Here is a 15602-nt window from a genome sequence, read left to right as displayed (position 1 = left end):
TCAGCTCTTCACGAGGAGACCGCGGCTGCGCAGCACCCGCCGCTCCAGCGGGCTGAAGATGAGCAGGTCGATCGCGATGCCGACGAACAGGATGAGGAGGATCGCCAGGAAGATCCCCGGCATGTCGAAGTTGTTCCGGCCGTTCTCCAGCAACTGACCCAGCCCCAGGCCCAGATCGGGCGAGGACGCGATGATCTCCGCGGCCATGAGGGAACGCCAGGAGAACGCCCAGCCCTGTTTGAGGCCCGCCAGATAGCCGGGCAGTGCGGCCGGCAGGACGATGTGGATCGTCCCGCGCAGCCCCGTCGCACCGATCGTGCGGCCCGCGCGCAGGAACAGCGGCGGCACCTGGTCGACACCCGACACCAGTCCGTTGGCGACGGACGGGACCGCGCCGAGCAGGATCACCGCGTACATCGTGCTGTCGTCGAGGCCGAGCCAGATGATCGCGGGGGCCACCCACGCCACCGACGGCAGCGACTGGAGTCCGGAGAGGATCGGGCCGATCGCCGCCCGGATCACCTTCACCCGCGCCACCAGCAGACCCAGCGGGGTGCCGATCGCCACGGCCATCACGAAGCCCAGCAGACCACGCGACACGCTGGTCCAGATGACGTCCAGCAGGGTGCCCTGCAGCCACATGTCCTTCAGGCTGTCCCAGACCGCCGACGGCGGCGGCAGCTTGTAGTCGTCGGTGACCTTCGCCCAGACCAGCAGCTGCCAGACGAGGACCACCAGGACGACCGCGACGACCGGCGGCAGGACCTTGTTCAGCAGGACCTCGCGGGTGGAGGTCCTGCGCACCTGTACGGCGTCGAGCGCGTCCAGGCCCGCCTCGAGACCCGCCAGGTCGTCGGCCTTCGTTTCAGTGCTGGCCATGTCGGCGGATCTCCCCACGCAGTTGTTCGGTGATCTCGACGGACAGCTCCGCCACGGCGGTGTCCTCGATACGGCGCGGCTGCTCGATGTCGACCGTCCACTCACGGGCGATCCGGCCGGGCCGCGACGACAGCAGGATCACGCGCTGGGCGAGCCGCACCGCCTCGCGCACGTTGTGCGTGACGAAGAGGACGGAGGCGTTGGTCTCGCGCCAGATCCGGGTCAGTTCGTCGTGCAGCACGTCGCGGGTGATGGCGTCGAGCGCGGCGAACGGCTCGTCCATCAGCAGCAGTTGGCTGTCCTGGGCGAGCGCACGGGCCATCGCGACCCGCTGGCGCATCCCGCCCGAGAGTTCGTGCACCCGCTTCCCGTACGCCCCGCCGAGGCGTACGAGCTCCAGCAGACGCTCCGCCTCGGGGCGGCGGTCCGACTTGGGAACCCCGCGCAGCCGCAGGGCGAGTTCGATGTTCTTGCCCGCGGTCAGCCACGGGAAGAGGGCGTGCTCCTGGAACATCAGGGCCGGCCGTCCGCCGGGGGTCTCGATGGACCCAGCGGTCGGGCGGTCGAGGCCGGCCACCAGGTTGAGCAGGGTCGATTTACCGCACCCGGAGGCTCCCAGGAGGGTGACGAACTCACCCGGAGCGACATCGAGGGTGATGTCGTCCAGGACGAGCTGCTGTCCCGTGGGCCCGGCGAAGGACTTGGAGACGTGCCGGATGCGAGCGGCGTGCTCGACCGCCGTACGGTCCTCGGCCTTGGTGAGGGTGGTGGTCGCCATGGTCGTCACCTCCTGGGAGATTTCGGGGATCCTGGTGCGGGCGGGTGGTTACTCGGCGCCGAGACCGGCGTCGGCGACCTCGGGCCGCCCCTCGGCCCCGAGGATCTTGTTCAGCGGCTTCAGGTCGTAGATGCCCTTGAGGCCGGGCTCCTCCAGCAGACCGGCCTTGACCGCGTGGTCCGCCTGGGCCTGGAGCGTGGCGGCCAGCGGGTCGTCCGTGATCCGGATGGACTCCCACGCCGGGTCGAGGACCTCGGCGGGCAGAGCCTTGCCGCTCAGCTTCTCCAGCGCGCTGTTGGCCGAGGCCTTCGCCGCGTCAGGGTTGGCGTTGATCCACTTGTTGGTCCTCACCGTGCCGCGCAGCACCGCCTCCACGACGTCCGGGTGCTCGGAGAGGAACGTCTGCGACACGATGATGTTCGTGATGACGAACTTGTCGTCCGGCCACAGCTTCGACTCGTCGAGCAGGACCTTGCCGCCCTCGGCGACCAGCTTGGAGGCGGTCGGCTCAGGGACCCAGGCGCCGTCCAGGGAGCCCGACCTGAAGGCGTCCGGGGTCACCTTGTTGTCCGAGCGGACCACGGAGACGTCGCCCTTGCCGCTCTGGGCGTCGACCTTCCAGCCCTTCTCGGAGATCCAGTTGAGGAACGCCACGTCCTGGGTGTTGCCGAGCTGCGGGGTGGCGATCTTCTTGCCCTTGAGGTCGTCCAGGGTCTTGATCTTCTTGGGGTCGACGACGAGCTTCACGCCGCCGGAGGCCGAGCCGCCGATGATCCGGAGGTTCTGCCCCTTGGACCTGGCGTAGCCGTTGATGGAGGGGGAGGGGCCGATGAAGCCGATGTCGATCGAACCCGCGTTGAGCGCCTCGATCTCGGAGGGCCCCGCGTTGAAGGTGGAGGGTTTGACGGTGGTGCCGCCCAGCTCCTCGGCGATGAGGCCCTCCTGGATACCGACCAGGGCGGTGGCGTGGGTGAGGTTCGGGAAGTAGCCGATCTTCACGGTGTCCGCCGAGAGCTTCTTCCCACCGGCGGAGACGTTCGACGTCGCGGAGTCGTCGTCCTTCGCCTCGGAACCGTAGCCGCAGGCGGTGAGCGCCACGGCGAGCAGCGGCAGAGCGGCCGCAGTGGCGAGGCTGCGGCGGGGAGCGGTACGACGGGCAGGCACGGGAGGCTTTCCTCTCGTCGGCCCGGTGCTCACGCCCCCCTGGAGTCGGGTGGCGCGGCCGGGCGGTCGGGTCTTCGTCTGGACAGGCGGTGCGAGCGGGCGCGCAGGCAGTGCGCGTACGTCATCACGCACATCGCCCGACGCCGCCCCGGCCTCCCCCAAGCTCTCGACTTCGCTCGATCGGGGGGCACCCCCACCCGAGGGCACCGCTGCCGACGCGGCCACTCTCCATCGCGAAGGTCGGGAAGAAAACGGATGTCATCAGAAGTCCCACTCCGCGTCCTCGGCGGAGGTGTCCGCCTCCGGAGCCCCCTCGGTGACGGCGGCGAACGAGGCACCCGCCATCCCGGCCGAGAGCGTCGTGCCGTCGGCGGGGTCGATCAGCAGGAACGAGCCGGTGCGCCGAGAGTCCGCGTAGGCGTCGAGCGCGATCGGCTCGGCGGTGCGCACGACGACACGGCCGATGTCGTTGGCCACCAGCTGACCGGGAGCCGGGTGCTGGGAGAGGTCGTCCAGCGTCAGCCGCGACGGGATGTCCTTGACGATGGCCTTGACCGTGCGGGTGGTGTGCTTGAGCAGCACGCGCCGGCCGACGGTGAGCGGCTGGTCGGCCACGTGGCAGACGGTCGCCTCGACGTCCTGCGTGGTGGCGGGCGTGTCCGAGGCCGGCGCGATCAGATCGCCGCGCGAGACGTCGATGTCGTCGGCCAGCCGGATCGTCACCGACTGCGGGGCCCAGGCGACGTCGACGCTCTCGCCGAGCGCGTCGATGCCCTCGATCGTCGTGGTGCGCCCGGACGGCAGCACCGAGACCGGCTCGCCGACCCGGAACACCCCGGCGGCGATCTGGCCGGCGTACCCGCGGTAGTCGGGGTGCTCGGCGCTCTGGGGCCGGATGACGTACTGCACGGGGAAGCGCGCGTGGCACGCGGTCAGGTCGTGGCTGACCGGGACCGTCTCCAGGTGCTCCAGGACCGTCGGGCCGCCGTACCAGTCCATGTGGGCGGACGGCTCCACGACGTTGTCGCCGGCCAGGGCCGAGATCGGGATCGCGGTGATCTCCGGGACGCCGAGCGAGGCGGCGTACGCCGTGAACTCCTCGGCGATGGCCGCGAACACGGGCTCCGCGTAGTCCACGAGGTCCATCTTGTTGACGGCGAGGACGACGTGGGGGACGCGCAGGAGTGCGGCGACGGCGGCGTGGCGGCGGGTCTGCTCGACGACTCCGTTGCGGGCGTCGACCAGGACGACGGCCAGCTCGGCGGTGGAGGCGCCGGTGACCATGTTGCGGGTGTACTGCACATGGCCCGGGGTGTCGGCGAGGATGAACCGGCGCCGGGGCGTGGCGAAGTAGCGGTAGGCCACGTCGATGGTGATGCCCTGTTCGCGCTCGGCGCGCAGGCCGTCGGTGAGGAGGGCCAGGTCGGGTGCTTCCTGGCCGCGGTTGGTGGAGGCCAGTGCCACGGCTTCGAGCTGGTCGGTGAGGACCGACTTGGAGTCGTGCAGGAGGCGTCCGACGAGGGTGGACTTGCCGTCGTCGACGGAACCGGCGGTGGCGAAGCGCAGCAGGGTGGTGGCCGAGAGCTGCTCGGTGGTGGTGGTCATGGCTAGAAGTACCCCTCGCGCTTGCGGTCTTCCATCGCGGCCTCGGACATCTTGTCGTCGGCGCGGGTCGCGCCCCGCTCGGTGAGGCGGGAGGCGGCGATCTCGGTGATGACGGCGTCCAGGGTGGTGGCGTCGGAGTCGACGGCGCCGGTGCAGGACATGTCGCCGACGGTGCGGTAGCGCACCTGCCGGGTCTCGGTCTTCTCGTGCTCCTTGGGCCCGCCCCACTCGCCGGCGGTCAGCCACATGCCGGAGCGGCTGAAGACCTCGCGCTCGTGGGCGAAGTAGATCTCCGGGAGTTCGATGCCCTCCCGCTCGATGTACTGCCAGACGTCGAGCTCGGTCCAGTTGGAGATCGGGAAGACGCGGACGTGCTCGCCGGGGGCGTGGCGGCCGTTGTAGAGCTGCCACAGCTCGGGGCGCTGGCGGCGGGGGTCCCACTGGGAGAACTCGTCGCGCAGGGAGAAGACGCGCTCCTTGGCGCGGGCCTTCTCCTCGTCGCGTCGTCCGCCGCCGAAGACGGCGTCGAAGCGGTGCTGCTGGATGGCCTCGGTGAGCGGGACGGTCTGCAGGGGGTTGCGGGTCCCGTCGGGGCGCTCGCGGAGTGTGCCGTTGTCGATGTACTCCTGGACGGAGGCGACGTGCAGGCGCAGCCCGTGCTTCTCGACGGTCCTGTCGCGGTAGTCGAGGACCTCGGGGAAGTTGTGCCCGGTGTCCACGTGCAGGAGCGTGAAGGGGATCGGCGCGGGGGCGAACGCCTTCAGCGCGAGGTGCAGCATCAGGATCGAGTCCTTGCCGCCGGAGAAGAGGATCACCGGCCGCTCGAACTCCCCCGCCACCTCACGGAAGATGTGCACCGCCTCCGACTCCAGGGAATCCAGGTGGCTCAGCGCGTACGGGTTGACGTTGCCTTCCGGCACGGTGGCGACAGTGCTCACGCCAGGCCCCTCTCGGTGAGCAGCGCTCGGAGCGCCGCTGCGGACTCCTGCACGGTCTGCTGGTGCGACTCGATCCGCAGATCCGGCGACTCGGGCGCCTCGTAGGGGTCGTCGACCCCGGTGAGGCCACTGATCTCGCCGGCTGCCTGCTTGGCGTACAGCCCCTTCACATCGCGCTCGGAGCACACCTCGACCGGGGTCGCGACGTGCACCTCCAGATACGCGGTGCCCTCCTGCTGATGACGTTTGGCCACCGCGTCACGGCTGTCGGCGTACGGCGCGATGACCGGGACGAGGACCTTCACGCCGTTGGCGGCCAGCAGTTCGGCGACGAAGCCGATCCGCTGGACGTTGGTGTGCCGGTCCTCGCGGGAGAAACCGAGGCCCGCGGAGAGGAACTCCCGGATCTCGTCACCGTCCAGGACCTCGACCCGGTGCCCTTCGCCGCGCAGCCGGCCCGCGAGTTCGTAGGCGATGGTGGTCTTGCCCGCGCTCGGCAGACCGGTGAGCCAGACGGTGGCTCCCGTCTCCGTCACGCTCATCGATATCTCCTGATCAGTCGTCATCAGCCGTGCAGCCCGCACTCGGTCTTGCCGCGACCTGCCCAGCGGCCGGCCCGTGTGTCCTCGCCCTCCAGCACCCGCCGGGTGCAGGGCGCGCAGCCGACGGAGGCGTAGCCGTCCATCAGCAGCGGGTTGGTCAGTACGCCGTGCTCGGCGACGTAGGCGTCCACGTCCTCCTGGGTCCAGCGGGCGATCGGCGAGACCTTCACCTTGCGGCGCTTCTCGTCCCAGCCCACGACCGGGGTGTTCGCCCGGGTGGGGGACTCGTCGCGGCGCAGCCCGGTCGCCCAGGCGGCGTAGGCGGTCAGCCCCTCCTCCAGGGGCTTGACCTTGCGCAGCGCGCAGCACAGGTCGGGGTCGCGGTCGTGCAGCTTCGGCCCGTACTCGGCGTCCTGCTCGGCCACCGACTGGCGCGGCGTCAGCGTGATGAGGTTGACGTCCATCACGGCGTCCACCGCGTCCCGCGTCCCGATGGTCTCCTCGAAGTGGTAGCCGGTGTCCAGGAAGACCACGTCCACGCCGGGGAAGACCTTCGACGCCAGGTGCGCGACGACCGCGTCCTCCATGGAGGAGGTGACGCAGAAGCGCTTGCCGAAGGTGTCGGCCGCCCACTTCAGGATGTCGCTCGCGGAGGCGTCCTCCAGGTCGCGCCCGGCGCGCAGCGCCAGATCCTTCAGGGCCTCGTCGGTGAGCTCGGCAGCTTGCAGAGTGTCCGTCATGTCCCTTGCCCCTCAACGTCGTTGCGCTGGAGCCCCTGGGCCAGGAGACCCAGGAACCTCAGCTGGAACGCGCGGTTGCAGGAAGCACATTCCCAGGCGCCGTGACCGGTCTCGTGCGGGCGCAGGTCCTCGTCGCCGCAGTACGGGCAGTAGAACGGCGCGGCTCGTTCGCTCATGACAGCGACTCCGCGCTGGCCCGGGCGGCCCAGGTCGCGAAGCGCTCGCCGTCCTCGCGCTCCTCCTGGAAGTGGCCGAGCACCCGCTCGACGTAGTCCGGGAGTTCGGCCGAGGTGACCTTGAGGCCGCGGACCTTGCGGCCGAAGCCGGCCTCCAGGCCGAGCGCACCGCCGAGGTGCACCTGGTAGCCCTCGACCTGGTTGCCGTCCCCGTCCAGCATGAGCTGGCCCTTGAGACCGATGTCCGCGGTCTGGATGCGGGCACAGGCATTGGGGCAGCCGTTGATGTTGATGGTGAGCGGCTCCTCGAACTCCGGCATGCGGCGCTCCAGCTCGTCGATGAGCGCGGCGCCCCGCGCCTTCGTCTCGACGATCGCCAGCTTGCAGAACTCGATGCCGGTGCAGGCCATCGTGCCGCGCCGGAAGGGGGAGGGCTTCACCTGGAAGTCCAGTGCCTCCAGCCCGGCGGCCAGGGACTCGAGCTGGTCCTGCTCCACGTCCAGGATGAGCATCTTCTGCTCGACGGTCGTGCGCACCCGGCCGGAGCCGTGTGCCTCGGCCAGATCGGCGATCTTGGCGAGGGTCGCACCGTCCACCCGGCCGACGCGCGGGGCGAAGCCGACGTAGAAGCGGCCGTCCTGCTGTGCGTGCACACCGATGTGGTCGCGCCAGCGGGAGGAGGGCTGCGCGGGCGGCGGTCCGTCCAGCATCGGGCGCTTGAGGTACTCGTCCTGAAGGATCTGGCGGAACTTCTCCGGGCCCCAGTCGGCCATCAGGAACTTCAGACGGGCGCGGGTGCGCAGGCGGCGGTAGCCGTAGTCGCGGAAGATCCCGACGACACCGGCCCAGACGTCGGGGACCTCGTCCAGCGGCACCCAGGCACCGAGGCGCTCGGCGAAACGGGGGTTGGTGGAGAGGCCGCCGCCGACCCAGAGGTCGAAGCCCGGTCCGTGTTCCGGGTGGTCGACGCCCACGAACGCGATGTCGTTGATCTCGTGCACCACGTCCTGGACCGGCGAGCCGGAGATCGCGGTCTTGAACTTGCGGGGCAGGTTGGAGAACTCCTTGCTGCCGATGTACCGCTCGTGGATCTCGTCGACCGCGGGCGTGCCGTCGATGATCTCGTCCGCGGCGATGCCGGCCACGGGCGAACCGATGATCACACGGGGGCAGTCGCCGCAGGCCTCGGTGGTCGAGAGCCCGACGGCCTCCAGCTTCTCCCAGATGGCCGGGACGTCCTCGATGCGGATCCAGTGCAGCTGGATGTTCTGCCGGTCGGTGACGTCGGCGGTGCCCCGCGCGTACTCCTGCGAGATCTCACCGATGACGCGAAGCTGTGCGGTGGTCAGCCGTCCGCCGTCGATGCGCACGCGGAGCATGAAGTAGCGGTCGTCCAGCTCCTCCGGCTCCAGCACCGCGGTCTTGCCGCCGTCGATCCCGGGCTTGCGCTGTGTGTACAGGCCCCACCAGCGCATACGTCCGCGCAGGTCGTTCGGGTCGATGGAGTCGAATCCGCGCTTGGAGTAGATCGTCTCGATGCGTGTCCGCACATTGAGACTGTCGTCGTCCTTCTTGAACTGCTCGTTCCCGTTCAGCGGGGTGAAGTGACCCATGGCCCACTGACCTTCACCACGGTGACGTCCGGCCTTGCGGCGGGGCGTGGCGGGAGCAGGCTTCTCGGGGCTGGCGGCCATGGCAATACGTCCTTCGGGACTGCAGGAGGGCGGCTCTGAACTGCACACTCGCGCGAGGCGCGGCGGTGCGCAGGGGAGGGAGCGGGCTTCAGGAAATCGCGGTGCTGGAGACTCTCAGCGGACCGGACAGATGGCGCTGGACATGCGGCCGAGGTCGACGTGCCGCCGACTCACCAAGGCAATTCCAGTTCCAGGCATGACGGAAGCGTGTCACGCGGATCTCGGGCCAGTCCACCACGATCCACTATGTGGACGGGATGGTCCCGAAATGCGAGACGATGTGGTTTCGGTCACGTCGTTGCGTCGACAAACCGATACGAACGGTCTCCGGTCAGGCGTGCGCGCCGGGCCACGGACCGGGGTTCGCGACGTCGGGCTCCTGCTCGACCCTGGTGTCGAACAGCCGGAAGCCCCGTCGCAGGTAGTTGTCCATCGCGTGCGGGCCGTCGTCGGAGCAGGTGTGCAGCCACACCCGCTTCGTCGGGCTCCGGTCGGGGTGCCGCTCCGCGAGGTCCCAGGCGCGCGCCACACCGTACGACAGGAGGTGCCCGCCGATCCGGCGGCCGCGGAAGGCCGGGATCAGGCCGAAGTAGGCGATCTCCACCGCGCCGTCCTGCTGGGCGTCGAGCTCGATGAAGCCCGCCGGGGTCCCGTTCTCGTACGCCACCCACGTCTCGGCCGCCGGCCGGCCCAGGATCTCCTGCCACTGCGCGTAGGTGAGGCCCAGCCGGTCGGTCCACCGGACGTCCCCGCCCACGGCCGTGTAGAGGAACCGGCTGAACTCCGGCAGAGGGGTCTTCGCGCGGGTCACCGTCACGCCAACCGGTGCGGCGGAGGCGGGGCTCAGATCGGCGGGCGACGTCTGCTCCAGGGACCAGACGGTCACGTCGCGAACGGCGGGGGCGGAGTGGGTGGAGTCGCTCATGGCGGTCAGAGAACCACGTCGCCAGCCCCTCGCCCAAACCCGGCCCCTGGGACGGTCTCCGCGGGCGTACGTGTCCTGAGCACCACCGGAGCCGTCGAGCGGGGCAGCAGGTCGGCCGGGACGTCCGGGTGGACGACCTCCACGTCGACCCCTTCGCGGAACCGGTAGGGGCGGTGGGCCAGCACCTCCGCGAGATGGCGGCGGATCCTCGATATCTCGGCCCGCACCGTCACCGTCCTGCTCGCGTCGCCGAAGACGTCACCGGCCAGCTCCGCCGCGGTGCGCCCCTCCCGGTGCAGGGCCAGCGCGTACAGCAGCTCCGCGTGACGGGGCGAGAGCCGGCGTGTCCAGCTGCCCACGGGGCCCGCCACGTGCACCACGAGCTCCCGCTCCCGGCTCAGGTCGAGCACCACACGGCGCGGGGGCCCGTCGTGCGCGCCCTCCGCGACCTGTACCAGCCAGCCGCCGGGCAGCGGTTCCACCCGGCACATCCCGAGCGAGGCCAGCCACACCGTGCCCGGCTCCAGCGACTTCGGCAGCGGCAGCCGGTCCACGGGCGGCATCCCGCTGACGGCGGCCAGCCGCCCGTGGTGGTCCACCACCAGTGCACGGCCCCCCAGTCGGCACAGGATCGGGGCGGCCACCGAGCGCAGCCGTTCGATCGCCACCAGGTGCCGGCTGCGCAGCTCGCTCTCCGCCAGCGCGGCCACCGAGCCGACCAGCGCCAGCGTCGCCGGATGGAAGGTGGAGGCGGGGCCGCTGACGTCGACGATCCCCATCAGCCGCCCGTCGCGGGGGTCACGTACCGGGGCAGCCGCACAGGTCCAGCCGTGCAGGGCGCGGATGAAGTGCTCGGCGGAGTGGACCTGGACGGGGGTGCGTGCGGCGAGCGCGGTACCGATGGCGTTCGTGCCGGTCGCCGACTCCGTCCAGGACGCGCCCTCCTCCAGGCAGATGTCCTTGGCCCGGCGCATCACGGCCACATGACCCTGGCGCCACAGGACCCGGCCCTCGGTGTCGGTGACGACCATGATCTGCTGCGTGGCGTCCGCGATCGTGGCCAAGCCCGCCCGCAGCAGGGGCATGACCTCGCCGAGCGCCGTGCTCCTGCGCCGGTGCTCGATCTCGTCCGTCTCCAGCAGCGTGCTCTCCGGTGACTGCTCCGGATCGATCCCGCTGAGCAGCACACGGTCCCAGGACGCGTCGATCTCCGCGCGCGGCACCGCTCCCGTACGGCTGCCGGCCAGCCGGGCCTCACGCGCGCGGTGGACCAGACGCTCGGTCGTCGCGGGGTAGGAGGCGCTTTCCGGCCGTGCCGACGCGACAGGGCGTGTATCCATGACGGTCCCCCCAACAAAGCCAGGGGCTCGGCCCGGAAGAGAGGAACCGGCCCCAAAGGACCCATCCTGCCGTGCGGCGGTCCTGTTGGCTCACACTCCACGCAATGGTTGCAACCCTTTGCAACTCTGGTGACGCGCCCGCCCGCCGTACGAGAGTGGCAGGACACCGTGCGGGGAGTCCTCGACCCGCCGTGCGGTGGTGCACAAGCGCGGAGGGTGGTGCCGTGTCGGCGCAGCACCACCCTCCGTCGTTTCCCTATCCCTCCTCGGCGCGCGCCCGCTCCACGACCGTGGCCAGATCCAGACTGTGCGGCAGCGTCCCGAAGGCCGATCCCCAGTCCCCGCCGAGCCGCGAGGCGCAGAACGCGTCCGCGACCTCCGGCGGCGCCCAGCGCAGCAGAAGCGAGCCCTGCAGCACCAGGGCCATCCGCTCCACCAGCCGCCTGGCCCCCGCCTCGGCGGCCCCCAGGTCCGCGAGCCCGGTCAGCAGGTCCTTGATCGCCGCGTCGAGACGGTGGTCGGCGCCGCGTGCCCTGCCGACCTCGCGGAGGAAGGCGTCGAGCGCCATCGGCTCACGCTGCAGCGCCCGCAGGACATCGAGCGCCTGCACGTTGCCCGAGCCCTCCCAGATCGAGTTGAGCGGGGCTTCACGCAGCAGCCGGGGCATCCCCGACTCCTCGACGTAGCCGTTGCCGCCGAGGCACTCCAGGGCCTCGCCGACCACCGCCGTGCACCGCTTGGTCACCCAGTACTTGGCGGCCGGCACCGCGATCCGCAGGAAGGCCCGCTCCTGCTCCGTGTCCGCGTCGTACGCGGCGGCCAGCCGCAGCGCGAGCGTCGTCGCCGCCTCCGACTCCAGGGCCAGGTCGGCCAGTACGTTGCGCATCAGCGGCTTCTCGACCAGCAGCCCGCCGAACGCGCTGCGGTGAGAACTGTGGTGGATCGCCTGGGCCACCGCCTGGCGCATCAGCGCCGCCGAACCGACCACGCAGTCCAGCCGGGTCGCCGCCACCATCTCGATGATGGTGCGGACCCCGCGCCCCTCCTCGCCGACCGGGCGGGCCCACGTCCCGTCGAACTCCACCTCGGAGGAGGCGTTGGACCGGTTGCCCAGCTTGTCCTTGAGGCGCTGGATCGCGAACACGTTGCGCGCGCCGTCCGGCAGGACCCGCGGCACGAGGAAGCAGCTCAGCCCGCCCGGTGCCTGCGCCAGCACCAGGAAACCGTCGGACATGGGCGCCGAGCAGAACCACTTGTGGCCGGTGAGCAGATACTCCCCGTCGCCCGCCAGCGGTTCGGCCCGGGTGGTGTTGGACCGCACGTCGGTGCCGCCCTGCTTCTCCGTCATGCCCATCCCGAAGAGCGCACCGGCCTTCTGCGGCGCGGGCCGCAGCCCCTGCTCGTACACGTGCGAGGTCAGCAGCGGCTCCCACTCCGCGGCCAGCGACGGATCGGTCCGCAGCGCGGGGACCGCCGCGTGCGTCATCGACAGCGGGCACCCGTGGCCCGCCTCCGTCTGCGTCCAGACCAGGAACCCGGCCGCCCGCCGGACGTGGCCCGCCTCCCTGCCCCAGGCGTCCGTCAGCCCCGCCGAGACGGCGTGCCCCAGCAGCCGGTGCCACGCGGGGTGGAAGTCCACCTCGTCGACGCGGTTCCCGTAGCGGTCGTGCGTCCTCAGCTCCGGCGGGTTCGCGTCGGCCTGCGCACCCCACTCCTGGGCCTGGGCCGATCCCGCGGACCTGCCCAGCCTTCTCAGCTCCTCCCGTGCCTCGTCGAGGATCCCGGGTGGGAGATGACGCTCGACGGCCTCCGTCAGCGCCCGGTCCGCGGCGAAGACGTCATAGCCGACCAGCGGCGGAACCTGGTTGGTCACTGTGTGGGTGCTGGGTGCCATGCCGATACGGTAAGGAGGTGCAGGCAGCAGATGAAACACCCGAGCGGCCACCGGGCCGGCTCCACCGGGCTCGCGTCCTCTACCGCAACGTGTCGAAGCGGCAGATGGCATGGCAGTTGCTCAAGGACACGGTCAATTCGTGCATCGAGTACCGCATCCTCGGCCTCGCGGCCGAGGCCGCGTTCTTCACCCTGCTGTCCCTGCCGCCGCTGCTGCTCGGTCTGATCGGGCTGCTCGGTTACGTCGACGACTGGACGGCCACCACCACGGTCGCCTCCATCGAGCGCAACATCCTGGGAGCGGTGCAGACGGTGCTCTCCGAGCGTGGCGTCAACGACATCGCCAAGCCGCTCATAGCCGACGTGACCACGGGTGCGCGTCCCGACGTCATCTCCATCGGCTTCGCGATCGCGCTCTGGTCGGGTTCACGCGCCGTCAACGTCTTCATCGACACCATCACCGTGATGTACGGCCTCGACGGCCACCGCGGCATCGTCAAGACCCGGCTCCTCGCCTTCCTGCTGTACGTGGTCGCCCTGCTGCTGGGGGCGGTGGTGCTGCCGCTCCTGGTGGTCGGCCCCGACCGGGTGGTGGAGTTCGTCCCGTGGGGGACCGAGGTGCTGGCCGTCCTGTACTGGCCGTTGGTCATCCTCCTGTCCATCGCCTTCCTGACGACGCTCTACCACGTGTCCGTCCCGGTCCGTTCGCCGTGGATGGAGGACGTGCCCGGGGCGCTCGTGGCGCTCGGGATGTGGGTGGTGGGCAGCTTCCTGCTCCGGATCTACCTCACGAGCACGGTCGAAGGCCCCACCATCTACGGCTCGTTGGCCGCACCCATCGCTGTCCTGCTCTGGATAGGTATCTCCGCTTTCGCCGTACTCGTCGGTGCCGCGGTGAACGCGGCGATCGACCGCGTCTGGCCCTCCCTGGCCACCGCGGCCGCACGTGAGGTCACCGAGCGCGCACGGGCGGCGCAGGCCGCCGAACTCCTCGCCCGTACCCAGGCGGCGAACTGGGACGCGTACGCGGACGACGACGAGGAGGATGTCTCCATGCCCTCCGAGTTCCCCGAGCGCTGGTCCCGCTTCCTGCCCCCGGACGACGTGAAGTCCCGTCTCCACGGCAGCCGCGACAAGGACGCCCCCTGAGGTGCCTTCGATAAGGGCCTGCCGGGAAACAAGCCGTCGCTTCCGGGATTGTGGCTCGTTGTTGTGGTATGGGGAGATCGGAGGGGATCGAGACCGGGCTGGCGGCGAAGTTTCAGGCGCTGTTCCCGCACTTGGACGAGCGTCAGCGGCGACTGACCATAGGAGCGGAGGCACGCTCGCTGGGGCATGGCGGGATCAGGCTCGTCGCTCGCGCGGCGGGGGTGCGTGAGGGCACCGTTTCACGCGGGGCTGCTGAACTTGAGTCCGGTGACGTGCTGTTGGGACGGGTCCGCCGGGTGGGCGGGGGCCGCAAACGGGCGGTGGACCTGAATCCGGGGCTGCGGCCCGCGCTGCTGGCTTTGGTGGAGCCGAATGTGCGTGGGGATCCGATGTCACCGCTGCGGTGGACGGTGAAGTCGACGCGGCAGTTGTCCGCCGAGCTGGTCCGGCAGGGCCATCGGGTCTCGGCGGACACGGTGGCGGCGGTGCTGCGCGAGGAGGGCTTCAGCCTCCAGGGCAACGCCAAGACCACCGAAGGCAAGCAGCACCCGGACCGGGACGGACAGTTCCGCTATATCAACGACCAGGCCAAGGAGTTCCAGGCAGCAGGCGACCCCGTGATCAGCGTGGACACCAAGAAGAAGGAGCTGGTGGGCAACTACAAGAACGGCGGGCGCGAGTGGCATCGCAAGGGGGAACCGGTCCGGGTCCGTACTCACGACTTTCCCGACGCCGATCTGGGCAAGGCGATCCCGTACGGAATCTACGACCTGGCCGAGGATGCCGGCTGGGTCAACGTCGGCACCGATCACGACACCGCAGCGTTCGCCGTCGCCTCCATCCGCCGCTGGTGGCATGCGGCCGGACATGCCGCCTACCCGCACTCCGGACGCCTGCTGATCACCGCGGACGCAGGCGGTTCCAACGGACACCGGACCCGCGCCTGGAAGTTCGAGCTGGCCGCCCTGGCCCTCGAGACCGGCCTGGAGATCAGCGTGTCTCACTTTCCTCCAGGTACTTCAAAATGGAACAAAATTGAGCACCGGCTGTTCTCCCACATCACGATGAACTGGCGAGGCAGGCCGCTGACCAGCCATGACGTCATCGTCAACAGCATCGCCGCGACCACCACCCGCACCGGCCTCGCCATCCGGGCCGAGCTCGACACTGCCCTCTATGAGACCGGATTGAGGGTCAGCGACGGGCAGATGACCGCCTTGCCGCTGAACCGCCACGACTGGCATGGCGACTGGAACTACACCCTGCGTCCCGAGGAGCACCGTCGGGATGGAATCCCTCCCGTACTGCCTCAGCTCCAGCCCGGCCCCGGCCGCGCCTGGCTGGTCCACCCGGCCCTGACCGGCATGGACGACGAACGATGGGGCCAGCTCATCGGTGAGCTGGCGGCGGCCCGCACGGCCCAGCGGGAAGACGACCTACACCAGCGGCGCGGCGGCGACCGGCAGAAGACTCCCGCCGCCGGCCTCTACACCGGCCGGCGCCCGGGCCTCACTCTCGTCGACCGGCTCCTGGCCACCCTCCTCTACGAGAGGCTCGGGCTTCCCCAGGTCGCCATCGCCCGCCTCTTCGCGGTCGCGCCCCAGACCATCAACCGGCGCATCCGCAAGACCCACCAACTCCTCGACGAGATCGGGCACATCAACGCCCCGGCCGAGCACCGCCTCGCCACCCTGGACGACCTCGCAGACCTCGCCACACAGCTCGGAATCACCCCGCCACCGGAGATCAAGACGGCGAGTTGATAATCGGCAGGCCCTA

General features: G+C 70.3%; 15 protein-coding genes. 2 read left to right on the top strand and 13 right to left on the bottom strand.

From position 1 onward, the window contains the following. The 13 genes from B9S57_RS33070 to B9S57_RS33015 all read right to left on the bottom strand — a co-directional run bounded on the left by B9S57_RS33070 (position 1) and on the right by B9S57_RS33015 (position 12675). Positions 1–879 (bottom strand): ABC transporter permease, encoded by an 879-nt coding sequence (locus tag B9S57_RS33070; RefSeq protein ID WP_103760850.1) that lies wholly within the window; start codon positions 877–879, stop codon positions 1–3. Further along, positions 866–1657 (bottom strand): ABC transporter ATP-binding protein, encoded by a 792-nt coding sequence (locus tag B9S57_RS33065; RefSeq protein ID WP_103760849.1) that lies wholly within the window; start codon positions 1655–1657, stop codon positions 866–868. The genes B9S57_RS33070 and B9S57_RS33065 overlap by 14 nt, the downstream gene beginning before the upstream one ends. Before the next feature lie 48 nt (positions 1658–1705). Continuing rightward, entirely contained in the window at positions 1706–2821 is a 1116-nt protein-coding gene (locus B9S57_RS33060) for an aliphatic sulfonate ABC transporter substrate-binding protein (protein ID WP_103760848.1), read from the bottom strand. A gap of 261 nt (positions 2822–3082) precedes the next feature. Next, positions 3083–4426, bottom strand: coding sequence for a sulfate adenylyltransferase subunit 1 (locus B9S57_RS33055; protein ID WP_103760847.1), 1344 nt, complete (start codon positions 4424–4426; stop codon positions 3083–3085). 2 nt (positions 4427–4428) lie between these two features. Then, on the bottom strand, positions 4429–5364 hold the full coding sequence (gene cysD, locus B9S57_RS33050; protein ID WP_103760846.1) for a sulfate adenylyltransferase subunit CysD: 936 nt from the start codon (positions 5362–5364) through the stop codon (positions 4429–4431). Continuing rightward, positions 5361–5930 (bottom strand): adenylyl-sulfate kinase, encoded by a 570-nt coding sequence (gene cysC / locus B9S57_RS33045; RefSeq protein WP_103760845.1) that lies wholly within the window; start codon positions 5928–5930, stop codon positions 5361–5363. Before cysC ends, cysD begins: the two co-directional genes overlap by 4 nt. Further along, on the bottom strand, positions 5930–6646 hold the full coding sequence (locus B9S57_RS33040; protein ID WP_103760844.1) for a phosphoadenylyl-sulfate reductase: 717 nt from the start codon (positions 6644–6646) through the stop codon (positions 5930–5932). The genes cysC and B9S57_RS33040 overlap by 1 nt, the downstream gene beginning before the upstream one ends. Next, complete coding sequence (locus B9S57_RS33035) at positions 6643–6822, bottom strand: hypothetical protein (protein ID WP_103760843.1); 180 nt, start codon at positions 6820–6822, stop codon at positions 6643–6645. The genes B9S57_RS33040 and B9S57_RS33035 overlap by 4 nt, the downstream gene beginning before the upstream one ends. Beyond that, complete coding sequence (locus B9S57_RS33030) at positions 6819–8516, bottom strand: nitrite/sulfite reductase (protein WP_103760842.1); 1698 nt, start codon at positions 8514–8516, stop codon at positions 6819–6821. Before B9S57_RS33030 ends, B9S57_RS33035 begins: the two co-directional genes overlap by 4 nt. A gap of 114 nt (positions 8517–8630) precedes the next feature. After that, positions 8631–8714, bottom strand: coding sequence for a putative leader peptide (locus tag B9S57_RS36580; RefSeq protein ID WP_351391960.1), 84 nt, complete (start codon positions 8712–8714; stop codon positions 8631–8633). 133 nt (positions 8715–8847) lie between these two features. Continuing rightward, positions 8848–9441, bottom strand: a complete 594-nt coding sequence (locus B9S57_RS33025) for a GNAT family N-acetyltransferase (RefSeq protein WP_103760841.1) — start codon at positions 9439–9441, stop codon at positions 8848–8850. 5 nt (positions 9442–9446) lie between these two features. Then, complete coding sequence (locus B9S57_RS33020) at positions 9447–10781, bottom strand: GAF domain-containing protein (protein WP_103760840.1); 1335 nt, start codon at positions 10779–10781, stop codon at positions 9447–9449. Positions 10782–11037: 256 nt separating this feature from the next. Then, positions 11038–12675 (bottom strand): acyl-CoA dehydrogenase family protein, encoded by a 1638-nt coding sequence (locus B9S57_RS33015; RefSeq protein ID WP_103760839.1) that lies wholly within the window; start codon positions 12673–12675, stop codon positions 11038–11040. 17 nt (positions 12676–12692) lie between these two features. On the opposite strand from B9S57_RS33015, the gene B9S57_RS33010 reads away from it, so the two are divergent. Further along, complete coding sequence (locus B9S57_RS33010; RefSeq protein ID WP_103760838.1) at positions 12693–13823, top strand: YihY/virulence factor BrkB family protein; 1131 nt, start codon at positions 12693–12695, stop codon at positions 13821–13823. A 68-nt stretch (positions 13824–13891) separates the two neighbouring features. After that, positions 13892–15586 (top strand): ISAzo13 family transposase, encoded by a 1695-nt coding sequence (locus B9S57_RS33005; RefSeq protein ID WP_103514838.1) that lies wholly within the window; start codon positions 13892–13894, stop codon positions 15584–15586. Positions 15587–15602: the final 16 nt, after the last annotated feature.

It is taken from the genome of Streptomyces sp. SM10 (assembly GCF_002910915.1).
GTDB lineage: Bacteria > Actinomycetota > Actinomycetes > Streptomycetales > Streptomycetaceae > Streptomyces.
Note: the sequence above shows the minus strand (reverse complement) of the source record. Positions and strands in the feature narration are given on the sequence as shown.